Source organism: Micromonospora sp. NPDC049201 (genome assembly GCF_055586805.1).
In genome coordinates this window covers 30,257-52,201 of sequence record NZ_JBVJHM010000010.1, presented here as the reverse complement: position 1 = coordinate 52,201, position 21,945 = coordinate 30,257, and the positions used below count along the sequence as shown (strand labels likewise).

At 71.2% G+C, this 21,945-nt stretch carries 20 protein-coding genes and 1 pseudogene; 15 read left to right on the top strand and 6 right to left on the bottom strand.

Going from position 1 to position 21,945, the window contains the following annotated elements; translation table 11 throughout:
- The first annotated feature begins 218 nt into the window (after positions 1-218).
- The 8 genes from ACZ6O5_RS21950 to ACZ6O5_RS21915 all read left to right on the top strand — a co-directional run bounded on the left by ACZ6O5_RS21950 (position 219) and on the right by ACZ6O5_RS21915 (position 7,850).
- Positions 219-1,379, top strand: a complete 1,161-nt coding sequence (locus tag ACZ6O5_RS21950; protein ID WP_465979662.1) for a branched-chain amino acid ABC transporter substrate-binding protein — start codon at positions 219-221, stop codon at positions 1,377-1,379.
- 107 nt (positions 1,380-1,486) lie between these two features.
- Positions 1,487-2,437, top strand: a complete 951-nt coding sequence (locus tag ACZ6O5_RS21945) for a branched-chain amino acid ABC transporter permease (RefSeq protein WP_107157517.1) — start codon at positions 1,487-1,489, stop codon at positions 2,435-2,437.
- Positions 2,434-3,579 carry a branched-chain amino acid ABC transporter permease gene (locus tag ACZ6O5_RS21940; protein ID WP_465979660.1) on the top strand — a complete coding sequence of 382 codons (1,146 nt, stop codon included), beginning with the start codon at positions 2,434-2,436 and terminating at the stop codon, positions 3,577-3,579. The genes ACZ6O5_RS21945 and ACZ6O5_RS21940 overlap by 4 nt, the downstream gene beginning before the upstream one ends.
- On the top strand, positions 3,572-4,417 hold the full coding sequence (locus ACZ6O5_RS21935) for an ABC transporter ATP-binding protein (RefSeq protein ID WP_425787839.1): 846 nt from the start codon (positions 3,572-3,574) through the stop codon (positions 4,415-4,417). Before ACZ6O5_RS21940 ends, ACZ6O5_RS21935 begins: the two co-directional genes overlap by 8 nt.
- Positions 4,407-5,117 carry an ABC transporter ATP-binding protein gene (locus ACZ6O5_RS21930; protein ID WP_465979658.1) on the top strand — a complete coding sequence of 237 codons (711 nt, stop codon included), beginning with the start codon at positions 4,407-4,409 and terminating at the stop codon, positions 5,115-5,117. The genes ACZ6O5_RS21935 and ACZ6O5_RS21930 overlap by 11 nt, the downstream gene beginning before the upstream one ends.
- A gap of 30 nt (positions 5,118-5,147) precedes the next feature.
- Positions 5,148-6,053 carry an ABC transporter substrate-binding protein gene (locus ACZ6O5_RS21925; protein WP_465979656.1) on the top strand — a complete coding sequence of 302 codons (906 nt, stop codon included), beginning with the start codon at positions 5,148-5,150 and terminating at the stop codon, positions 6,051-6,053.
- A 4-nt stretch (positions 6,054-6,057) separates the two neighbouring features.
- A complete protein-coding gene (locus ACZ6O5_RS21920; protein WP_465979654.1) occupies positions 6,058-7,044 on the top strand; it encodes an amino acid ABC transporter permease in 987 nt (328 codons plus the stop codon).
- The gene (locus tag ACZ6O5_RS21915) at positions 7,041-7,850 is read left to right on the top strand and encodes an amino acid ABC transporter ATP-binding protein (protein WP_465979652.1); all 810 of its coding nucleotides are present in this window, start codon (positions 7,041-7,043) and stop codon (positions 7,848-7,850) included. The genes ACZ6O5_RS21920 and ACZ6O5_RS21915 overlap by 4 nt, the downstream gene beginning before the upstream one ends.
- 39 nt (positions 7,851-7,889) lie before the next feature.
- Here the strand turns inward: ACZ6O5_RS21915 and ACZ6O5_RS21910 are convergent, their stop codons facing one another.
- A complete protein-coding gene (locus ACZ6O5_RS21910; RefSeq protein ID WP_396771622.1) occupies positions 7,890-8,114 on the bottom strand; it encodes a hypothetical protein in 225 nt (74 codons plus the stop codon).
- 113 nt (positions 8,115-8,227) lie between these two features.
- On the opposite strand from ACZ6O5_RS21910, the gene polA reads away from it, so the two are divergent.
- Positions 8,228-10,927, top strand: coding sequence for a DNA polymerase I (gene polA / locus ACZ6O5_RS21905; protein ID WP_465979650.1), 2,700 nt, complete (start codon positions 8,228-8,230; stop codon positions 10,925-10,927).
- A gap of 63 nt (positions 10,928-10,990) precedes the next feature.
- Here polA and ACZ6O5_RS21900 read toward each other — a convergent pair.
- The 4 genes and pseudogenes from ACZ6O5_RS21900 to ACZ6O5_RS21885 form a co-directional block, all read right to left on the bottom strand.
- Positions 10,991-11,335: pseudogene (locus ACZ6O5_RS21900) on the bottom strand (DUF3140 domain-containing protein); the annotation flags it as partial.
- A complete protein-coding gene (locus tag ACZ6O5_RS21895) occupies positions 11,322-11,540 on the bottom strand; it encodes a hypervirulence associated TUDOR domain-containing protein (RefSeq protein ID WP_465979648.1) in 219 nt (72 codons plus the stop codon). The gene ACZ6O5_RS21895 and the pseudogene ACZ6O5_RS21900, both read right to left, overlap by 14 nt.
- A gap of 40 nt (positions 11,541-11,580) precedes the next feature.
- Positions 11,581-12,129, bottom strand: coding sequence for a Uma2 family endonuclease (locus tag ACZ6O5_RS21890; protein WP_465979646.1), 549 nt, complete (start codon positions 12,127-12,129; stop codon positions 11,581-11,583).
- 95 nt (positions 12,130-12,224) lie between these two features.
- Positions 12,225-13,028 carry a class I SAM-dependent methyltransferase gene (locus ACZ6O5_RS21885; RefSeq protein WP_405090436.1) on the bottom strand — a complete coding sequence of 268 codons (804 nt, stop codon included), beginning with the start codon at positions 13,026-13,028 and terminating at the stop codon, positions 12,225-12,227.
- Positions 13,029-13,348: 320 nt separating this feature from the next.
- On the opposite strand from ACZ6O5_RS21885, the gene rpsA reads away from it, so the two are divergent.
- The 6 genes from rpsA to ACZ6O5_RS21855 all read left to right on the top strand — a co-directional run bounded on the left by rpsA (position 13,349) and on the right by ACZ6O5_RS21855 (position 21,477).
- The gene (gene rpsA, locus ACZ6O5_RS21880; protein WP_107157503.1) at positions 13,349-14,878 is read left to right on the top strand and encodes a 30S ribosomal protein S1; all 1,530 of its coding nucleotides are present in this window, start codon (positions 13,349-13,351) and stop codon (positions 14,876-14,878) included.
- Between the two features lie 205 nt (positions 14,879-15,083).
- Positions 15,084-16,277: a dephospho-CoA kinase gene (coaE, locus tag ACZ6O5_RS21875; RefSeq protein WP_465979901.1), complete on the top strand. Its 1,194-nt coding sequence runs from the start codon at positions 15,084-15,086 to the stop codon at positions 16,275-16,277.
- 846 nt (positions 16,278-17,123) lie between these two features.
- Positions 17,124-19,235: an excinuclease ABC subunit UvrB gene (uvrB, locus tag ACZ6O5_RS21870; RefSeq protein ID WP_431936905.1), complete on the top strand. Its 2,112-nt coding sequence runs from the start codon at positions 17,124-17,126 to the stop codon at positions 19,233-19,235.
- Between the two features lie 25 nt (positions 19,236-19,260).
- Entirely contained in the window at positions 19,261-20,100 is an 840-nt protein-coding gene (locus tag ACZ6O5_RS21865) for a helix-turn-helix domain-containing protein (RefSeq protein ID WP_465979643.1), read from the top strand.
- A 23-nt stretch (positions 20,101-20,123) separates the two neighbouring features.
- Positions 20,124-20,492, top strand: a complete 369-nt coding sequence (locus tag ACZ6O5_RS21860; protein WP_465979641.1) for a VOC family protein — start codon at positions 20,124-20,126, stop codon at positions 20,490-20,492.
- Between the two features lie 85 nt (positions 20,493-20,577).
- A complete protein-coding gene (locus ACZ6O5_RS21855) occupies positions 20,578-21,477 on the top strand; it encodes a DUF5753 domain-containing protein (protein WP_465979639.1) in 900 nt (299 codons plus the stop codon).
- Positions 21,478-21,601: 124 nt separating this feature from the next.
- On the opposite strand, the gene ACZ6O5_RS21850 is transcribed toward ACZ6O5_RS21855, so the two are convergent.
- Positions 21,602-21,895, bottom strand: coding sequence for an antibiotic biosynthesis monooxygenase family protein (locus ACZ6O5_RS21850; protein WP_465979637.1), 294 nt, complete (start codon positions 21,893-21,895; stop codon positions 21,602-21,604).
- Between the last annotated feature and the right edge of the window lie 50 nt (positions 21,896-21,945).

Below are 21,945 nucleotides of genomic sequence, written 5' to 3'. Positions count from 1 at the left end.
TGAACGCCGTGCGTCGCCTTCGGTTCTTACGGGAAGCGTCGGGAATCCGCCACGGCGTGTAACGGTTCGGTCAACCCCGCTTTCCGGGTCTTACGCCATCGCTGGCCGGTGGGATAACGTCCCGGCCCAGACCGGCGACGACGGTCTGGTTCGTCCGCCCCCGCAAGTGCCAATCAGCAGCGGGTGGTTCGGACCATGGACGGAGGAGGGTTCGGGCCTTGAGGCAGAAGCTCGCACGCGTGATCGGCGGGGTCGCCATGCTGGCGCTCGTCGCCGGTGGTACCGCTTGTTCCAGCGGCAGCGACGACGAAGCGTCCGGGGGCAGCGCCTGCGGGAGCAAGATCGCTTTCTTCGGCGCGCTGACCGGTAGCTCGGCCGCGCTGGGCATCAACGAGAAGAACGGCGTCAAGCTGGCGGTCGACAAGTACAACAAGGAGAACGCCGACTGCAAGGTGGAGCTCGCCGAGCTCGACTCGCAGGGCAGCCCGGACCAGGCGCCCGGTCTGGCCCAGAAGGCGATCGACGACGCCAAGATCCTCGGCGTGGTGGGTCCGGCCTACTCGGGCGAGTCGGAGGCCGCCGGTCCGCTGTTCAGCGAGGCCGGCCTGGTCACCATCACCCCCTCCGCGACTCGGCCCAGCCTCGCCGAGCAGGGCTGGAAGACGTTCTTCCGCGCGGTCGGCAACGACTTCAGCCAGGGCCCGGCCGCCGGCAACTACATGAAGAACGTGATGAAGGCCGACCGGGTCTACGTCATCGACGACCAGTCGGCGTACGGCGCGGGCCTGGCCGACGAGGTCAAGAAGGTGCTCGGCCCGGCGGTCGTGGGCAGCGACAAGGTCCAGGGCGAGGGCAAGCAGACCGAGTTCTCCGGCGTGGTCACCAAGGTCAAGGCCGCGAACGTCAAGGCGGTCTTCTACGGTGGCTACTACCAGGAGGCCGGCCTGATCCGCAAGCAGCTCACCGCTGCCGGCGTCACCGCCCCGCTGGTCGCCGGTGACGGCGTCAACGACGGCGCGTACATCACCTCCGCCGGCGCGGCGGCTGCCGAGGGCACCGTCCTCACCTGCCCCTGCCAGCCGTCCACCGAGGCGCGCGGCACCTTCGCCGCCGACTACAAGGCGCTCAACGGCGCCGACCCGGGCACCTACAGCGACACCGCGTTCGACGCGGCGAACATCCTGCTGGCGGGCATCAAGGCCGGCAAGTCCTCCCGCGCCGACCTGCTGGAGTTCGTGAAGGGCTACAGCGGCGAGGGCGTGGCGGCCAGCTACAAGTTCGTCGAGGGCGGCGAGCTGGACCCGGCGCAGGTCAAGGTCTGGGCGTTCAAGGTGCAGGGCGGCAAGGTTGTCCCGGACCAGGAGATCCCCAAGTCCTGATCGGTCGATCGCTGCGACTGGCGATTGAGTTGTGAATCGCGGGTGCGGCCGGGAGCTGGCTCCCGGCCGCACCCCCTTTTTCTCTTCAGCGACGGAGCGTCCCTCCCTTGAACTTCGACGGACTGTTCTCCAACTTCGGGGAACTCACCACGACCGGCCTGACGCAGGGCGCGATCTACGCCCTGGTCGCGCTCGGCTACACGCTTGTCTACGGCGTGCTCAGGCTCATCAACTTCGCCCACTCCGAGGTCTTCATCGCCGGCGCGTTCGCCGCGATCTGGACCTGGAACGGCTTCGGTCTCGACCAGGACTCGCAGGTCAGCGGCGTCGGCTCGATCCTGTTCTATCTGCTGGTGGCGATGATCGTGGCGGCCATCGCCTCGGCCGGCACCGCGACGGTGATCGAGCGGGTGGCCTACCGGCCGCTGCGCAAGCGCAACGCGCCGCCGCTGGCGTTCCTCATCACCGCGATCGGCGCCTCGATCGCGATCTCCGAGGCGTTCGGCGTCTACACCCGACGCCTGCCCCAGGGCGCGCCGTCGCTGGTCAGCTCCAAGCCGCTGTTCCACGTCGCCGGCGTGCCGATCGACAGCATCCAGTTGCTCACCATCGGCGCGGCGTTGGTGATGATGTTCGCGCTGGACCAGTTCATCAACCGCAGCCGCACCGGCCGCGGTATCCGGGCGGTGGCCCAGGACGCCAACACGGCGGCGCTGATGGGCGTCAACAAGGACCGGATCATCCTGATGGTCTTCATCGCCGGCGGCACCATGGCCGGTGTCGCGGGCCTGCTCTACGACGTCCGGATCCAGACGCTCACCTACAGCGTCGGGTTCCTGCTGGGCCTCAAGGCGTTCACCGCGGCGGTGCTCGGCGGCATCGGCAACCTCCGCGGCGCGCTGATCGGCGGCCTGCTGCTGGGCGTCGTGGAGAACTACGCCTCGGGCCTGTTCGGCAGTCAGTGGAAGGACTTCGCCGCGTTCGCGGTGCTGGTCGTGCTGCTGATGTTCCGGCCGACCGGTCTGCTGGGCGAATCACTGGGGAGGGCACGCGCATGACGACGACGGTGAATCCGCCGACCCCGGAGCAGCAGGAGGGGATCGGGGTACGGCTGCGGCACGGCCGCGAGGCGGTCGCGAACCGCTGGCACCACGCTCCGCGCTGGGTGCGCTGGGTGCTGCTGGCCGCGGTGATCGTGTTCTTCTACGCGTTGCCGAACAAGGAGTTCTACCAGTACCTCGGGCCGATCCCGACGCCCGGGGCGAACTTCACCCAGGTGCTCTTCACCGTCTCGATCTACGTGTTGCTGGCGGTCGGGCTGAACATCGTGGTCGGCTTCGCCGGCCTGCTCGACCTGGGCTACTTCGGCTTCTTCGCGGTCGGCGCGTACACGGTCGCGGTGTTGACGTCGCCGAGCAGCAACGTCAAGACGCTGTGGCCGTGGCTGCTGGTGGTGCCGATCGCGATCGCCCTGACCATGGTCTCCGGCGTCATGCTGGGTACGCCGACGCTGCGGTTGCGCGGCGACTACCTGGCGCTGGTGACGCTCGGCTTCGCCGAGATGATCCGGATCGCGGCGGTCAGCTCCGAGTTCCTCAAGGGGCAGCGGGGCTTCAACCAGATCCCGCACCCGCCCGGCAAGTACGCCGACGGCAAGCCGTTCTTCGGTGTGCTCGACGCCCGCCCCTACTACTGGCTGGTGCTCACGCTGATCATCCTGGTGGTGATCGGGGTGCGGAACCTGACCCACAGCCGGGTCGGTCGGGCCTGGATCTCGATCCGGGAGGACGAGGACGCGGCCCAGCTCATGGGTGTGCCGACGTTCAAGTTCAAGCTGTGGGCGTTCGCCTCCGGCGCGGCGATCGCCGGCCTGGCCGGCGCGTTGTTCGCCGGCAAGCAGAACTTCGTCAACTCGCAGAACTTCGAGCTGCTCAACTCGATCATCATCCTGGCCGCGGTCATCTTCGGCGGCTCCGGCAACATCGTCGGCGCGATCGTCGGCGGCGGCCTGGTGGCGTACATGATCGAGCGGTTCCGCGGCATCGAGCTGTTCGGCGTCGAGCTGTACGAGTACCGGTTCCTCTTCTTCGGTCTGGTGCTCGTGGTGATGATGATCTTCCGGCCGCAGGGCCTCATCCCGAACCGGCGACGAGCGGCGGAGTTCAAGGACCGTCGCAAGGAGGTGATCGTCGGTGAGTGACACCGAACAGACCCCGGCCGTTCCGGCCCAGGCCGCGGCGCCCGCCGTCGAGACGGTGGACAAGCGCGAGCCGTTGCTGGAGGTCGACCACGTCACGTTGCGCTTCGGCGGTGTGGTGGCGCTCAACGACGTGGACTTCACGCTCTACAAGGGCGAGATCCTCGGGCTGATCGGGCCCAACGGCGCGGGCAAGACCACCTGCTTCAACGCGATGACCGGCATCTACCAGCCCACCGAGGGGCAGATCCGGTTCCGGGGCGAGAAGATCAGTGGCAAGAAGCGCCACCAGATCACCCGGATGGGCATGGCCCGCACGTTCCAGAACATCCGGCTCTTCCCGGAGATGACCGCGCTGGAGAACGTCCAGGTCGGCGCGGACGTGCACCACAAGACCAGTGTGATCTCCGCGCTGCTGCGGCTGCCGCGGCACTGGCGGGAGGAGCGCGAGGGTCGGGAGAAGGCCGAGCGCCTGCTGGAGTTCGTCGGCATCCTGCCCCGGATGCACGAGTTCGCGCGCAACCTGTCGTACGGGGAGCAGCGGCGCCTGGAGATCGCCCGGGCGCTGGCCACCGACCCGGTGCTGCTCTGCCTGGACGAGCCGGCCGCCGGCTTCAACCCGGCGGAGAAGGAGGAGTTGCTCCAGCTCATCCGGCAGATCCGCGACACCGGCGTGACGGTGCTGCTGATCGAGCACGACATGCGCCTGGTGATGGGCGTGACCGACCGGATCGTGGTGCTGGAGTTCGGAAAGAAGATCGCCGAGGGGCTGCCCGCCGAGGTGCGGGACAACCCGAAGGTGATCGCGGCGTACCTGGGGGTGCCGGACGATGCTGCTTGAGATCGAGGACGTGAGCCTGCTCTACGGGCGGATCCAGGCGCTGCACGGCATCAGCCTGACCGTGGACGAGGGCGAGATCGTCGCGCTGATCGGCGCGAACGGCGCCGGCAAGTCCACCACCATGCGGGCGATCTCCGGCATCCGGCCGATCGCCACCGGCAGCATCAGGTTCGCCGGTGAGGACATCTCCAAGCTCCGGGCCGACCTGCGGGTCCGGCGCGGGCTGTGCCAGGCGCCCGAGGGCCGGGGCATCTTCCCCGGCATGACGGTGCTGGAGAACCTCGACATGGGCGCGTACACCCGGCGGGACAGGGCCGGCATCGCGCAGGACCTGGCGCGGGTGCTGGACCTGTTCCCCCGGCTGGCCGAGCGGCGCAAGCAGGCCGGCGGCACGCTCTCCGGCGGCGAGCAGCAGATGCTCGCGGTCGGCCGGGCGCTGATGAGCCGGCCGAAGCTGCTGCTGCTCGACGAGCCGTCGATGGGTCTCGCGCCGATGCTCATCCAGCAGATCTTCACCATCATCACGGAGATCAACCAGCAGGGCACCACCATCCTGCTGGTGGAGCAGAACGCCCAGCAGGCCCTGGCCCGCGCGCACCGGGCGTACGTGCTGGAGACCGGCCGGATCGTCAAGAGCGGCACCGGCGCCGACCTGCTGCACGACCCCTCGGTCAAAGAGGCCTACCTCGGCGTGGCCTGACCGACGCCCCCCTCGCAAAAGGAGTACCCCATGTTCCACCCCAGCCCTCGCCGTCGGGCGGCGCTCGGCGTCGCCGGCGCGGCCGTCCTCCTGCTCTCCCTCGCCGCCTGCGGTGAGGAGGAGCAGACCGAGCAGCCCGGTGGCGGCGCGAGCGTGACCGCCACGGCGGATTCCTCGCTGGCCGCCAAGGTGCCCGACGCCATCAAGTCCGACGGCAAGATCGTGGTCGGCACCGACTCCACGTACGCCCCGGCCGAGTTCCTCGACTCCGACGGCAAGACCGTCATCGGCTTCGACGTCGAGCTGTTCACCGCCGTGGCGGCCAAGCTCGGCCTGAAGGCGGAGTTCGTCTCGGCGCCGTTCGGCGACATCATCAACGGCGTCAACTCGGGCAAGTACGAGGTCGGCGTCTCGTCGTTCACCGTCAACGACGAGCGCAAGGGCCAGGCCAACATGGTCAGCTACTTCCAGGTCGGCACCCAGTGGGTGACCAAGAAGGGCAACCCGGCCGGGGTGGCGCTGGACAACGCCTGCGGCAAGAAGATCGCGGTGCAGAAGGACACGGTCCAGGTCGAGGACATCCAGAAGCGTTCCAAGACCTGCACCGACGCCGGCAAGCCGGCCATCACGATCGACCAGTTCCCGGGCCAGGACGCCGCCACCGCCGCGGTCGTCTCCGGCAAGGACGACGCGATGCTCGCCGACTACCCGGTCGGGGTGTACGCGGTGACCCAGTCCAAGGACGCCCTGGAGCTGCTGGACAAGCAGTACGAGGCGGCCCCGTACGGCTACGTGGTGGCCAAGGAGCAGGCGCAGTTCGCCGAGGCGGTGCGCGACGCCACCAAGGCACTGATCACCGACGGCTCGTACAAGCAGGTGCTCGACAAGTGGAAGGTGGGGGACGGCGCGATCACGGATCCCGCGATCAACCCGTGACGACATGACCACCGAGGAAGCGACAACCGCACGGGCACGGCCGGAACCGATCAAGGCCGTGCCCGTGCGGCACCCGGGACGCTGGATCGCGGTGGCGGTGCTCGCCGTGCTGACCGCGATGTTCGTCCACCTGTTGGTGACCAACAAGGCCTTCAACTGGCCCTTCATGGTCGACAAGATGTTCCGCCCGCCGATCATCGAGGGGCTGCTGCGCGGCACCGTGCTGATGACGGTCAGCGCGATGCTGATCGGCGTCACGCTCGGCGTGGTGATCGCGGTGATGCGGCTCTCCGACAACCCGATCCTGCGCGGCGTGGCCTGGCTGTACACCTGGTTCTTCCGGGCCGTGCCCCGGCTGGTGCTGCTGGCCGTCTTCGGCAACATCGGCATCCTGTGGAGCCGGGTCGAGTTCGGCGTGCCGTTCGACACCCAGCTCGGCCAGTTGTTCGGCATCGACAACCTGCAACTGCGGTTGTTCGGGTTCTCCTCCCGGGACATCCTCACCGGCTTCATGGCCGGCCTGCTCGGGTTGGCGCTCTCCGAGGCCGCGTACATGGCGGAGATCGTCCGGGCCGGCATCCAGTCGGTGGACCCGGGGCAGACCGAGGCGGCCCAGGCGCTCGGCCTGAGCCGGGGCCAGTTGCTGCGCCGGGTGGTGCTGCCGCAGGCGATGCGGGTGATCATCCCGCCGACCGGCAACGAGACCATCGCCATGCTCAAGGACACGTCGTTGCTGCTCTACGTGCCGGTCAGCATAGAGCTGTTCTTCCAGCTCGACGCCGTCGGCAAGCGGACGTTCCAGATCTTCCCGATGTACGTCGCCGCCTGCCTCTGGTACCTGTTCCTGACCAGCATCCTGCTGGTCGGGCAGTATTTCCTGGAGCGCCACTTCGGCAAGGGCTACGGGACCACGCAACGGGCCCGGGCGCGGCTGCGCACGCTGGCCGCGGAGACCGGTGGAGGCGGCGCCGGAGGGGCGGGGACACCATGACCGAGCTGATCGTGCCCACGCAGGCCACCGCGCCGACGGCGGGGTCCGACCTGATGGTGCGCGCCGAGCAGGTGCACAAGTCGTTCGGGCCGCTGGAGGTGCTCAAGGGCATCGACCTGGAGGTTCGCGCCGGCGAGGTGTGCTGCCTGCTCGGGCCGTCCGGCTCCGGCAAGTCGACGTTCCTGCGCTGCATCAACCACCTGGAGAAGATCGACGCCGGCCGGATCTGGGTGGACGGCGACCTGATCGGCTACCGGGAGCGCGGCGGGAAGCTGCACGAGATGCGGGACAAGGAGGTGGCCGCGCAGCGCCGGGCGATCGGCATGGTGTTCCAGCGGTTCAACCTGTTCCCGCACATGACCGTGTTGCAGAACGTCATGGAGGCGCCGCTGCTGCTGCGGCAGGCGAAGAAGACGCAGGCCCGGGAGCACGCCGCGCAGTTGCTGGAGCGGGTGGGGCTGGGCGACAAGCTCGGCGCGTACCCGGGTCAGCTCTCCGGCGGCCAGCAGCAGCGGGTGGCGATCGCCCGGGCGCTGGCCATGCGGCCGAAGCTGATGCTCTTCGACGAGCCGACCAGCGCGCTCGACCCGGAGCTGGTGGGCGAGGTGCTGGACACGATGAAGGACCTGGCCCGCGACGGCATGACGATGATCGTGGTCACCCACGAGATCGGCTTCGCCCGGGAGGTCGGCGACCACCTGGTCTTCATGGACGGCGGGGTGGTCGTCGAGCAGGGCGACCCCCGCGAGGTGATCTCCGCGCCGAAGCACGAGCGGACCCAGGCGTTCCTGGCCAAGGTGCTCTGACGGGTCCGGTGCGGCGTGCGCCGCACCGGACCCCTCCGGTCAGTTCACGTAGCCCCGGAGCAGCCAGCCGGGGCTCTGCGACTCGCAGACGTACGTCTGGTAGGTGCCGCTGCTGACCCGGGACTGCCCGACCGAGATGCACTTCGACTGGGTCGAGTAGACCCCACCGTTGACCCACACGGCGAAAGCCGGCGCGCTGAACGCGGCCACCATGCCGGCCGTGGCGAGCACCGGTGCCAGGATTCGGACACTCCATCGTCGCATCGGGTCCTCCTTGTGAATACCATCGATTGATCTCCATACCGTAGCGGTCCGGTAGCGATCCGTGGGGGCCGCTGGTGCCGGGGATGTCGGGGTCACGGACTAGAGTCGCTGCCGTGACAGCTACGACGCCGCGCCTGCTCCTCGTCGACGGACACTCCCTGGCATACCGGGCGTTCTTCGCCCTGCCGGTGGAAAACTTCTCCACCACCACGGGGCAGCCGACCAACGCCGTCTACGGCTTCACCTCGATGTTGATCAACGTGTTGCGCGACGAGCAGCCGACCCACATCGTGGTGGCGTTCGACGTCTCCCGCCGCTCCTTCCGCACGGAGAGGTACTCCGAATACAAGGCCGGTCGCAGCGAGACCCCGACCGACTTCAAGGGCCAGGTCAGCCTGGTCAAGGAGGTCCTCGCCGCACTGCGGGTGCCGGTGGTCGAGAAGGAGGGCTACGAGGCCGACGACGTCATCGCCACGCTCGCCTGCCAGGCCCGCGACCAGGGCATGGACGTGTTGATCACCACCGGCGACCGGGACGCGTTCCAGCTCGTCGGCGACCAGGTCACCGTGCTCTACCCGCGCAAGGGCGTCTCCGACCTGGCCCGGATGGACCCGGCGGCGGTCGAGGCGAAGTACGGCGTCACCCCCGGCCGCTACCGCGACCTGGCCGCGTTGGTCGGCGAGACCAGCGACAACCTGCCCGGCGTGCCCGGTGTCGGCCCGAAGACCGCGGCCAAGTGGATCAACCTGTACGACGGGGTCGAGGGCGTGGTGGCGCGCGCCGACGAGATCAAGGGCAAGGCGGGCGACAGCCTGCGCGAGCGACTCGCCGACGTGATCCGCAACTACGAGATCAACTGCCTGGTCACCGACCTGGAGCTGCCGGTGCGTCCCGAGGACGCCCGCTGGCAGGGCTGGGACCGCGAGGCCGTGCACCAGGTGTTCGACACGCTCCAGTTCCGCATCCTGCGCGACCGGCTCTACCAGTATCTCGAAGCCGTCGAGCCGGAGGCCGAGGCCGGCTTCGAGCTGGCCGGCGAGGTGCTGACCGAGCCGGGCGCGCTCGCCGGCTGGCTCGGCACGCACGCCCCGGCCGGCACGTCGGTCGGCCTGGCGGCCACGCTCGACACCGGGCCCAACCGCCGGCACACCGCGACCGTGACCGGGATGGCGCTGGCCACCACCGACGGCGCGGGCGCCTGGTTCGATCCGAGCCGGCTGGCCGCCGACGACGAGGCCGCGCTGGCCGGCTGGCTGGCCGACGCCGGGCGGCCCAAGGTGCTGCACGACAGCAAGCCGGCGGTGCTGGCGTTCGCCGCGCACGGCTGGGAGCTGCGGGGGATCGCCCGCGACACCCAGATCGCCGCCTACCTGGCCCGTCCCGATCAGCGTTCCTACGATCTCACCGACCTGGCGCTGCGATACCTGCACCGGGAGCTGCGCGTCGACGCGCCGGAGACGGGCCAGCTCACCCTGGACGGGTTCGGCGACGAGGACGCGGCCGAGCAGAACCTGATGCTCCAGGCCCGGGCCACGCTCGACCTGGCCGACGCGATCGACGCCGAGCTGTCCCGGGACGGCGAGCAGTCCGCCCGGCTGATGGCCGAGGTGGAGCTGCCGCTGATGCGGGTGCTCGCCGCCATGGAACGCACCGGCATCGCCGCCGACACCGTCTACCTGTCCGAGCTGGAGGCGCACTTCGCCGCCGAGGTGAAGGCCGCCGCGCAGAGCGCGTACGCGGTGGTCGGCCGGGAGTTCAACCTGGGCTCGCCGAAGCAGTTGCAGGAGATCCTCTTCACCGAGCTGGCGCTGCCCAAGACGAAGCGGATCAAGACCGGCTACACCACCGACGCCGACGCCCTCCAGTGGCTCTACGCGCAGACCGAGCACCCGCTGCTGCACCACCTGCTGCGCCACCGCGACGTCGCCAAGCTCAAGTCGACGGTCGACGGGCTGCTCAAGTCCGTCTCCGACGACGGCCGGATCCACACCACGTTCAACCAGACGGTGGCCGCGACCGGGCGACTGTCGTCCACCGAGCCGAACCTCCAGAACATCCCCATCCGCACCGAGGAGGGGCGGCGGATCCGGCGCGCGTTCGTGGTCGGCGAGGGCTACGAATGCCTGCTCACCGCCGACTACAGCCAGATCGAGATGCGGATCATGGCGCACCTGTCCGCCGACGAGGCACTTGTCGAGGCGTTCAACTCCGGGCACGACTTCCACGCCGCGACCGCCTCCTCGGTCTTCACCGTCGAGGTCGGCGACGTCACCGCCGACCAGCGCCGCAAGATCAAGGCGATGAACTACGGCCTGGCGTACGGGTTGAGCGCGTTCGGCCTGTCCCAGCAGCTCGGCATCTCCGCCGAGGAGGCCCGCGGGCTGATGGAGAACTACTTCGCCGGGTTCGGTGGCGTCCGCGACTACCTCCACGAGGTGGTGGCCCGGGCCCGGCAGGACGGTTACACCTCCACCATCCTCGGTCGCCGTCGCTACCTGCCCGACCTGGTCAGCGACAACCGGCAACGCCGGGAGATGGCCGAGCGGATGGCGCTCAACGCCCCGATCCAGGGCTCGGCGGCCGACATCATCAAGGTCGCCATGCTGCACGTCGACAGCGCGCTGCGCGACGCCGGGCTGCGTTCCCGGATGCTGCTCCAGGTGCACGACGAGCTGGTCTTCGAGGTCGCCCCGGGGGAGCGGGAGGCGCTGGAGGCGCTGGTGCGCAAGGAGATGGGCGCGGCGTACCCGCTGTCGGTGCCGCTGGAGGTGTCGGTCGGCGAGGGCCGCGACTGGAACAGCGCCGACCACTGACCTCTTCGGGTCGTCCCGTGCCGCCAGCGCCCAAGTCGACCAGGGAGTTCGGTCGCGGGCTCAGCCCTTGAGCGGGTCGTGCCCCCAGTTCATCAGCGACCAGCGCCACCTCGTGTCGCGGACGTCGCCGGACGGGCGCTGGGCCAGGTGCCGGTGCACGTAGCCGACCACCTTGCGCATGTGCTTGTAGTCGGCGGCGGTGAGCTGGTCGCGCTTGCGGCGCAGCAGGTCCACGATCCGGCGGCCGGAGTCGTGCCCGACCGATTCGCCGCCCTTGGTGCCCGGCTTGTGCCAGCCGACGTGCTTGGACTCGTCGGTCTCCAGCCAGCGGGTCAGCTCGGCGGGTTTCATGTTCACCGCGTCGGTGAACTCGCGGTACGTCTGCTGCGGGTCCTCACTGCGACTCATCGCGGAGCACCTCCGGTCGATGGGCGACGTCGCGGCCGGAGTCGTCGTTGGTGATCCGGTACTGCGGCTGCTCCGGCGAGGCGAGCACCGGATGCCCGCGGACGTGGGTGCGCTCGGTCAGCTTCTCCTTGACCACGCCGTACGCCCGCCCGCTGTGGCTGGCCCAGGAGACGTGGTCGCCGGCGCGGAACTCCTTCTCGGCCATGCCGGCGGTTACCCGCCCGCCGGACCGAGTAACGGTGCGGTCAGGGCCGGATCTCGGCGACCGGCAGCTTGATGTCGAACGGCTCGGTCAACTCGACCACCTCGCTGCCGTCGGCCACCAGCTCGTACTGGCGCTCGCCGCCGGGGCCGATCCGGTCACCGAGGCGGTACGCGTACAGGTGCACCGGGTCCTGCTCGATCCGCCAGTAGAACGGGATGCCGGCGGCGGCGTACTCGCCCGGCTTGGCGAACCGGTCCACCCGCCGGGTGCCGGTCGAGACGATCTCCACGGCCAGCACGACGTCGGTCGGTCGCAGGCGGGACCGGTCGGTGGGTAGTCCGGCGTGGTGGAGCAGCACACCCGGGTGCCGGCTGGTGTTCGGACTGAGCCCGACTCCGACGGCCTGGGATGCCCGCAGGTGCGCCGGCGAGTGGGATCGCAGCCAGAGCCACAGCAGGCTGGAGGTGGTCTGGTGGCCCAGGGCTGGATGACTCCGTCGACAAGTTCGACGCGGGGGGCGTCGTCCGGCAGGGTGAGCAGGTCGTCCCGCGTGTAGTCCGCACGCTGCTGCCGCATCGGGTCCGGACACCAGGGGCCAGGTGATGTCGGGACGGGCTCGGCGCTCATGCGGCGGGCGTACCGCCGGGGAACCGGGCCCGGGTCGGACCGCGGTGGGACGCGCGCTCAGGTCGCCGGCTTCTCCGTCACGAAGATGGCGGTGCCGGGGAAGAGCCGGCCGCGCAGCGGGCTCCACTGGCCCCAGATCCCCTCGTGGTCGGCCGGCCACTCCGGCTCCACCAGGTCGAGCAGGCGGAACCCGGCGCCGACCAGTTCCCGGATGCGGTCGCCCAGCGTGCGGTGCTGCTCGACGTAGGTGGCCACGCCGCGCGCGTCCTGCTCGACGTAGGGGGAGCGGTCGAAGTACGAGTGCACGGCGGTCAGCCCGCCCTCGCCCGGGTCGTCGAGGAAGATCCAACGCATCGGGTGGGTGACCGAGAAGACCCACCGGCCGCCGGGGCGCAGCACCCGGGCCACCTCACGCATCGCCGCCGCCGAGTCGTCGACGAACGGGATCGCGCCGAACGCGGTGCAGACCGTGTCGAAGGCGGCGTCACCGAAGGGCAACGCCAGCGCGTCGGCCTGGACCAGCGGCACGCGTACCCCGCTGCGGTCGGCGGCGTCGGCGGCGTGCCGCAACATGCCGGCGGAGAGGTCCAACGCGACCGGCCGGGCGCCCTGGGCGGCGAGCCAGCGGGCGGCGGCGGCCGCGCCGGCGCCGAGTTCGAGGATCCGGCGGCCGGTGACGTCGCCGAGCAGTCGCGCGTCGGCCTCGCGCAGCCCTTCCGGGCACCAGACGAAGTCGACGTCACCGAGGAACGTGCCGTGCTCGGCCTGGTAGGCGTCGGCGTCGGTGTCCCACCAGCCGCGGTTGGCCCGGCGGATCTCGGCGGCCCCGACCCGCCGGCGGGTCACCCTGTCGTCGTCCACGGAGTCCACGCTAGGGCCGGTCAGGCGCCGCGTCGCGGGCGGGCCGGCGTGTTGCGGGCGGGGCGGATGTGACGGACGAGACAGGAGTGGCCCCTTACCGCGCGAAATCTCCGCTTTCGCAGCGGATGAGGTCGCACGGACCCGGGAGGGCTTGCACGCTGTGGTAATACAGCGGGTAGGCTAGACGATGCGCTCGCGGATCGTGTGCCTCGGCAGGGAGCAGGTGTGCGGTCACCGGAGCCACTAATGATCTTCTTGCGTCGATCGTTCGGTGTGCCCGGCGACGGATCCGCTGGCGCGGAAGAGTCACCGCGACACCCATGCCCGCTGTGACAACCCATCCGACCGGAGCAACCGCCCACATGACGAGCAGCATCGAGGCCACCTCGAGCGCCAACAAGGTCACGCACGACGATCTCGGCTCTGAGGAAGCATTCCTCGCCGCTATCGACGAGACCATCAAGTACTTCAACGACGGCGACATTGTCGAAGGCACCGTCGTCAAGGTCGATCGGGACGAGGTCCTGCTCGACATCGGCTACAAGACCGAGGGCGTGATCCCCTCTCGGGAGCTGTCGATCAAGCACGACGTGGACCCGGCCGAGGTTGTTTCGGTCGGCGACCACATCGAGGCCCTCGTCCTCCAGAAGGAGGACAAGGAGGGTCGGCTGATCCTCTCCAAGAAGCGGGCGCAGTACGAGCGGGCCTGGGGCACGATCGAGAAGATCAAGGACGAGGACGGTGTCGTCCGCGGCTCGGTCATCGAGGTCGTCAAGGGTGGTCTCATCCTCGACATCGGCCTGCGCGGCTTCCTGCCCGCGTCGCTTGTCGAGATGCGGCGGGTGCGTGACCTCCAGCCGTACGTCGGCCGCGAGCTCGAAGCCAAGATCATCGAGCTGGACAAGAACCGCAACAACGTGGTTCTGTCCCGCCGGGCCTGGCTGGAGCAGACGCAGTCCGAGGTGCGCACCGAGTTCCTCAACAAGCTCCAGAAGGGGCAGGTCCGCAAGGGCGTCGTCTCCTCGATCGTCAACTTCGGCGCGTTCGTCGACCTGGGCGGCGTGGACGGCCTCGTGCACGTCTCCGAGCTGTCCTGGAAGCACATCGACCACCCGTCCGAGGTCGTCGAGGTGGGCCAGGAGGTCGAGGTCGAGGTCCTGGACGTCGACCTGGACCGCGAGCGGGTCTCGCTGTCGCTGAAGGCGACCCAGGAGGACCCGTGGCGTCAGTTCGCCCGCACCCACGCGATCCAGCAGATCGTGCCGGGTAAGGTCACCAAGCTGGTGCCGTTCGGCGCGTTCGTCCGGGTGGACGACGGCATCGAGGGCCTGGTCCACATCTCCGAGCTGGCCGAGCGCCACGTGGAGATCCCGGAGCAGGTCGTGCAGGTCGGCTCCGAGGTCATGGTCAAGGTCATCGACATCGACCTGGAGCGCCGCCGGATCTCGCTGTCGCTCAAGCAGGCCAACGAGGGCTTCGTCGAGGGCGAGGAGCACTTCGACCCGACCCTCTACGGCATGGCCGCGACGTACGACAACGAGGGCAACTACATCTACCCGGAGGGCTTCGACCCGGAGACGGGCGAGTGGCTCGAGGGCTACGACAAGCAGCGCGAGACCTGGGAGAACCAGTACGCCGAGGCGCGTCAGCGCTGGGAGGCCCACACCAAGCAGGTGCAGACCTCCCGCGCCGCCGACGCCGAGGCCGCTGCCAACCCGGCTCCGCCGGCCACCAGCACCACCACCTCGACCTCGTCGGCCCCGAGCCGTCAGGCCGAGGAGCCGGCCGGCACGCTGGCCACCGACGAGGCGCTCGCCGCACTGCGGGAGAAGCTCGCCGGCGGCAAGTGACCGGTCGCTGACGCCGGTTCGTCCACCCGGACGCACCAGCGGCTGCCTCTGACGACGGGCCCCGTCCCCGCGTTCCGCACCAGCGGAGCGCCGGGGGCGGGGCCCGCGTCGTGGACACGTGCGGACGCCGCTCGCGTACCGTCCCGGCCGGCTTGGAAGCGGCGGCCTGTTTGGCATGTGTCCGGTGATCCGGTTGACTGTCCGGATGCTGAAGGTGGGGCTGACGGGCGGGATCGGATCCGGCAAGAGCGCGGTGGCGGCCCGCCTCGCCGCGCTCGGCGCGGTGGTCGTCGACTCGGACCGGATCGCCCGCGAGGTGGTCGCGCCCGGCACCGAAGGGCTGGCCGAGGTGGTCGCCGCGTTCTCCGACCGGGTCCTGGGCCCGGACGGCTCGCTGGACCGGGCCGCGCTGGGCGCGCTGGTCTTCGCCGACGAGACCGCCCGCCGCCGGCTGGAGGCGATCACCCACCCCCGGGTCCGGGCGCGGGCCGCCGCGCTGGTCGCCGCCGCGCCCGCCGACGCGGTGGTGGTCAACGACGTGCCACTGCTGGTCGAGGTCGGGCTCGCACCCACGTACCACCTGGTGCTGGTGGTGCAGACGGCGGTGCCGACCCGGCTGGCGCGGTTGTCCCGGGACCGGGGCATGGACCCGGCCGAGGCCGAGCGGCGGATCGCCGCGCAGGCCGATGACGCCCGCCGGGCGGCGGTGGCGGACGTGCTGCTCACCAACGACGGCACGCTGACCGACCTGCACGACGCGGTGGACGACCTCTGGCGGGACCGGTTGCTGCCCTACGAGCGCAACGTCCGCGAGCGGCACGCAGTCCAGGCCGAGCCGTCGACGTTGACCGAGCCGTCGACGACCGGGCCGGATCCGACGTGGCCCGCCCAGTACGCCCGGCTGGCCGCGCGGATCCACCACGCGGCCGGTGGCGACCTCCGGGTCGACCACGTCGGCTCCACCGCCGTGCCCGGCCTGGCCGCGCCGGACGTCATCGACATCCAGCTCACCGTCCCTTCGCTGGCGGAGGCGGACGGTCCGCTCGCCGACCGGCTGGCCGAGGCGGGCTTCCCCCGGCTGCCCGGCGAGTGGTGGGACGCGCCGCGTCGCCCCGACCGGGTGCAGTGGGTGAAGCGGCTGCACGGCGGCGCGGACCCGGGTCGCCCGGTGCTGCTGCACCTGCGGGTGGCCGGCTCGGCCGGCTGGCGGTACGCGCTGCTGATGCGCGACCACCTCCGCGCGGACCCGGCGCGCCGGGCCGCGTACCTCCAGGTGAAGCGGGACCTGGCGGCTGCCGCGCCGGACAGCGCGGAGCACGGCACGCTCACCGACCCCTGGTTCGACGAGGAGCACCTGCGCGCCGAGGACTGGGCCGCCCAGACCGGATGGCACCCCTGACCCCCGCCCCGCCCCGCCCCTCCCGCCCCGCCCCGCCCCGCCCCGCCCCGCCCCCGCGCCCCCAGATTCACGGAAAGCGTGCTCATTCCGGGTCGGATGGCCGCACTTTCCGTGAATCTGCGCGCTTCGGCGGGGAGGGGTCGGGGAGGGGGTGAGGGAGGCCGGCGCGGCGCGTCGGCGGGTCGGCCGGTCCGGTGGGTCGCCCGCCCGTCCAGCGCGGGATCGGCGCCCGCTCGGGCGGTGCCGGCCGGTCTCGGGCCGGTCGCGGCGCCGCCGCGCCGCCGGCGGCCGGCCGTGGTGGCGGGCCGGGTCGGGGCACTGGTGCGGGATCGGCGGTGGCCTCGGCCGGGCTCGCGGGGCACGTGCTGGTCGGCGTTGCCGCGCGCGGTGGCCCGGTGCGGGCGCGGCGGTGCGGGCGGCCGGCGGGCCGGCGGTGCGGGCGGCCGGCCCGGCTCCGGCGGCGGGGCGGACGCGCCGGTGCCGGGGGCGCGGTCACGGCGCGTCCGGCGGTCGGGAGAGGGCTCCACGAGGGGACAACGCGGCTGCGGGGCGCGGCTGCGGGGTCACGGGTAACGACGCAGGGGCGCTCGCGGCGGCCGGTGAGCGCCTCTCGGCGCGACCACCATGGGCGCGCACGCCGGTCGTCCCGGGTGCTGCGGCCTTCGGCGCCGGGGGCGGCCGGGCCCCCGCGAGGGAGGCGGCCACCGGCCCGGTCGGCCGCCGCGAGCGGCCTACGGTACGAGGGTAGTCCGGTGAGATGAGCCACACAATGGGAATATCGAAGCCGGTCAGGGACGGCCCGTGGTCGGCGGGGAAGTGTCGGACCGCGGGCGTACCGTTGGTGGCATGGCGCTCGACATTCCCCGGCTCGACGGCCGCTTCCAGGTGGTCAGCGAGTTCCAGCCGGCCGGCGACCAGCCGGCAGCCATCGACGATCTTGAGCGTCGCGTGCGTCGCGGCGACCGCAACACGGTGCTGCTGGGCGCGACCGGCACCGGCAAGAGCGCCACCACGGCGTGGCTGGTCGAGCGGCTCCAACGGCCCACGCTGGTGCTCGCCCCCAACAAGACGCTCGCCGCCCAGCTCGCCAAGGAGTTCGGCGAGCTGCTGCCGCACAACGCGGTGGAATACTTCGTCTCCTACTACGACTACTACCAGCCCGAGGCCTACATCCCGCAGACCGACACCTACATCGAGAAGGACTCCTCGATCAACGAGGAGGTGGAGCGGCTGCGGCACTCGGCGACCATGTCGCTGCTCACCCGACGCGACGTCATCGTGGTGGCCACCGTGTCGGCGATCTACGGCCTCGGCACGCCGGAGGAATACCTCGACCGCGCGGTGCGGGCCAAGGTGGGGCAGGAACTCGACCGGGACCAGTTGCTGCGCCGGCTGGTCGACATCCAGTACACCCGCAACGACATGGCCTTCCAACGCGGCACGTTCCGGGTCCGCGGCGACACGCTGGAGATCATCCCGGCGTACGAGGAACTCGCCGTCCGGATCGAGCTGTTCGGCGACGAGATCGAGAAGCTCTACTACCTCAACCCGTTGACCGGGGACGTGGTCCGGGAGGTCGACAGCCTGGTGATCTTCCCGGCCACGCACTACGCCGCCGGCCCGGAGCGGATGGAGCGGGCGATCCGCGACATCGAGGCCGAGCTGGCCGAGCGGCTGGCCGAGCTGGAGCGGCAGGGCAAGCTGCTGGAGGCGCAGCGACTGCGCATGCGCACCACCTACGACATCGAGATGATGCGTCAGGTCGGCTTCTGCTCCGGCATCGAGAACTACTCGATGCACATGGACGGCCGGCTGCCCGGCAGCCCGCCGCACTGCCTGCTCGACTACTTCCCCGACGACTTCCTCACCGTGGTCGACGAGTCACACGTCACCATCCCGCAGATCGGCGGCATGTACGAGGGCGACGCCTCCCGCAAGCGGATGCTTATCGACCACGGCTTCCGGCTGCCCAGCGCCGCCGACAACCGGCCGCTGCGCTTCGACGAATACCTGGAACGGGTGGGCCAGTCGGTCTTCCTCTCCGCCACCCCGGGCCCGTGGGAGCTGGAGCAGGCCCAGGGCGAGTTCGTCGAGCAGGTGATCCGGCCCACCGGTCTGATCGACCCCGAGGTGGTGGTGAAGCCGACCAAGGGGCAGATCGACGACCTCATGCACGAGATCAAGCTGCGCACCGAGCGTGACGAGCGGGTGCTGGTCACCACGCTGACCAAGAAGATGGCGGAGGACCTCTCCGACTACCTGCTGGAGAACGGCATCCGGGTGCGCTACCTGCACTCCGAGGTGGACACGCTGCGCCGGGTCGAGCTGCTGAGTGAGCTGCGCAAGGGCGACTACGACGTGCTGGTCGGCATCAACCTGCTCCGGGAGGGCCTCGACCTGCCCGAGGTCTCGCTGGTGGCGATCCTCGACGCCGACAAGGAGGGCTTCCTGCGCAGCGGCCGGTCGCTGATCCAGACCATCGGCCGCGCGGCCCGGAACGTCTCCGGCCAGGTCCACATGTACGCCGACAAGATCACCCCGTCCATGGCGTCAGCGATCGAGGAGACGGACCGGCGTCGGGCCAAGCAGATCGCGCACAACGAGGCCCACGGCATCAGCCCCGAGCCGCTGCGCAAGAAGATCCACGACATCCTCGACGACATCTACCGCGAGGCGGAGGACACCGAGGCCACCACCGTCGGCGGCGCCGCGCGGCAGCTGTCCCGGGGCAAGGCGCCGGTCAAGGAGACCCGCAGCCGGGGGGGCCGGGGCGGCGCGGCGACCCCGTCCCGGGAGGGGATGGCCCGGGCCGATCTGGCCAACCTCATCCAGGAGCTCAACGACCAGATGCTGGCCGCCGCCCGGGAGCTCCAGTTCGAGCTGGCGGCGCGGATCCGCGACGAGGTCGCCGACCTCAAGAAGGAGTTGCGCGGGATGGACGCGGCCGGGGTGCGGTGAGCGGCCTGCCGGCCGGGAGGGCGGGATGCTGACCGAGGCGGTCGTCGGGCGTCCCGACGTGCGGCTGCGTCCCTGGGTGGACCGGTACCTCGGCTATCGGGAGGACGCGCCGGCGCCGCTGGTGCGCCGCGAGGTGGCCGGCGCGTTCGTGGTGCTGATCCTGGGCTGGGGCGACCCGCTCGACGTGCGCGATCCCCGGGCGACCGGCCGCGGCACGTCCGGCAACGCGTTCCTGGCCGGCCCGTTCGACGGTTGGTGCGCCACCCGTACCGCTGGCACGGGAGTCGGCGTGCAGGTGGTCCTGACCGCCCCGGCGGCGCGCCGGGTGCTCGGGCTGCCGCTCGGCGAGCTGGCCAACCGGGTGGTCCCGGTCGACCGGGTCGCCGGCTGGCTGACCGACCTGCGGGACGTGCTGGCCGGCGCGGCCGGCTGGGCGGAGCGCTTCGCCCGGCTCGACGCCGCCCTCGCCGCCCGGCTGGCGGCCACCGACCCGGTCGACGGTCGGCTGCGGGCGGTGTGGCGGCGGCTCGACGTCAGCGGGGGAGCGGTCGGCGTCGCCGCGCTGGCCGACGAGATCGGCTGGTCCCGTCGTCACCTGGCGGTCCGGTTCCGTCAGGAGTTCGGGCTGCCGCCGAGCACCGTGGCCCGGCTCCTGCGCTTCCAGCGGGCGTACGCCGGTCTGGGCCGCACGGTGCCCACCGCGCCGGGCGTCGGTGCGGGCGGGGCGGGTTGGGCGGAGCGGGCGGCCCGCTGGGGCTACTACGACCAGTCGCATCTGATCCGGGAGTTCCAGGCGTTCGCCGGGGCCACGCCGGCGGTGCTGGCCCGGCGAACGGCTGGATCACATCCGTCCTATCCGGGCTGACCGGCGCGCGGCAGGCTGGTGCCATGCGAAGCATCTACCCGGTCCTCCGGTACCCCGACGTCCACGCCGCTGTCGACTTCCTCCGGTCGGCGTTCGGTCTCACGGTCCACGAGCTGCACTCCGGGCCCGACGGCGCGGTGCGCCACGCCCAGCTCGGTCACGGCGACGGCCTCGTCATGATCGGGCCGGGGCCCGCACCGGCGAGCCGCCCGGCCGACGACGACTACCGCGTCTACCTGGCGGTCGACGACGTGGACGCGCATCACGAGCGGGCCCGCGCGGCCGGCGCGGAAATCGTCCGGTCGCCGTTCGACACCGACTACGGCTCCCGCGACTACGCCGCCCGTGACCTGGTCGGCATGGTCTGGTCGTTCGGCACGTACCGTCCCTGACCGACCCCGGTGTCTGTTGCTCTGCGCAAGCGAGGTATTGCCGTGTGTGATGGTCATGCGTACGCTCCCACCCTGGGAGGAGCGCATGCCGATGTCAGCAAGTCCGGTCGTCCGGCGGGTGCGGCTCGGCGTCGAGCTGCGCCGGCTGCGCCGCCGTGAGTCACTGACGCTCGAGCAGGTCTGCGCCCGGCTCGGTTGGGCGTCCACGTCGAAGTTGTCCCGCATCGAGCTGGGGCAGAGCCGGCCCGACCTGGCCGACGTCCTCGACCTGCTCGATGTCTACGCGGTGCCGCCGCACCAGCGCGACGATCTGATCGTCATCGCGCGTGACGCCGCCACCGGGCGTGGCTGGTCCAAGGCGCTGGGCGAGATGGGCGAGCGGCAGCGGGCGTACGCGGAGTTGGAGGCCGGCGCCGAGCGCATCGTGGAATACCAGCCGGCGTTCGTGCCCGGCCTGTTGCAGACCCCGGCGTACGCCCGGCTGCGGGTGTCGGCCGGCGCGTCGGTCGCCGACGAGGTGGACGTGGATGCCGACGTCCGCGCCCGGGCGGTACGCCAGGAACTGCTGGTCCGGCCGGACCCGCCGCACTACACCGCGCTGATCGACGAGCGGGCCTGCGAGCCGGGCAGCCTGCCGGCGGAGGTGTGGCGGGAGCAACTACGGCATCTGCTGGCGCTGGCCGAGCGGTCGCACGTCACGGTCCGGGTGCTGCCGCGGGACGCCTCGTCCGGCGACGACCTGCACCCGCTGGCGCCGTTCTCCTACTACGCCTATCCGGACCCGGACGACCCCCGCACCGTGCTGGTGGAGACGCTCACCACCGACCTGCGCCTGGTCGGCGAGGCGGACGTGGCCCGCTACGAGCAGGTGATCCAGCGGCTGCTCGCGGCGGCGCTGCCGGAGGACGCGACGGCCGAGCTGCTGGCCCGACGGCTCGGCCCCGCGCCGGTGCCCCGGCCCCGCGACGCGCGCGAGCCGGGGTGAGGGGCGCCGCGCGCCCACCGGGCTGAAACGGGGCCGCCGCGCGCCCACCGGGCCCGGCGCCCCCGTTGCCCGTCGGGACCGGTGACCGCGCGTCGCGCGCAGGCTACGCGTGGGGTACGACAGTTCAGGCCGGCACGTCGACGAAGTGCTCGACCAGCGGCGGACCGGCGAAGTACGGGCCGATCAGCCCGCGCCACCGCCCGAAGCGTTCGGTCTGCCGGAAGTTCACGTCGTGCGCCTCCACCGAGTCCCACTCGACCAGCAGCACGAACCGGGTGGGCGACTCCACCCCGCGGGTCATCCGCACCGAGCGGCACCCCTGCGCCTCGGCGAGGATCGGCCGGGCCCGCGCGTAGGCGGCGGCGAAGTCGTCCTCTTGTCCGGGCGTCACGTCGATCAGCGCGACCTCAAGAACCATGCCCGAAGCCTCCCATGCCCGGCCACCCCCGGTACGCTCCGGGGGCGCTC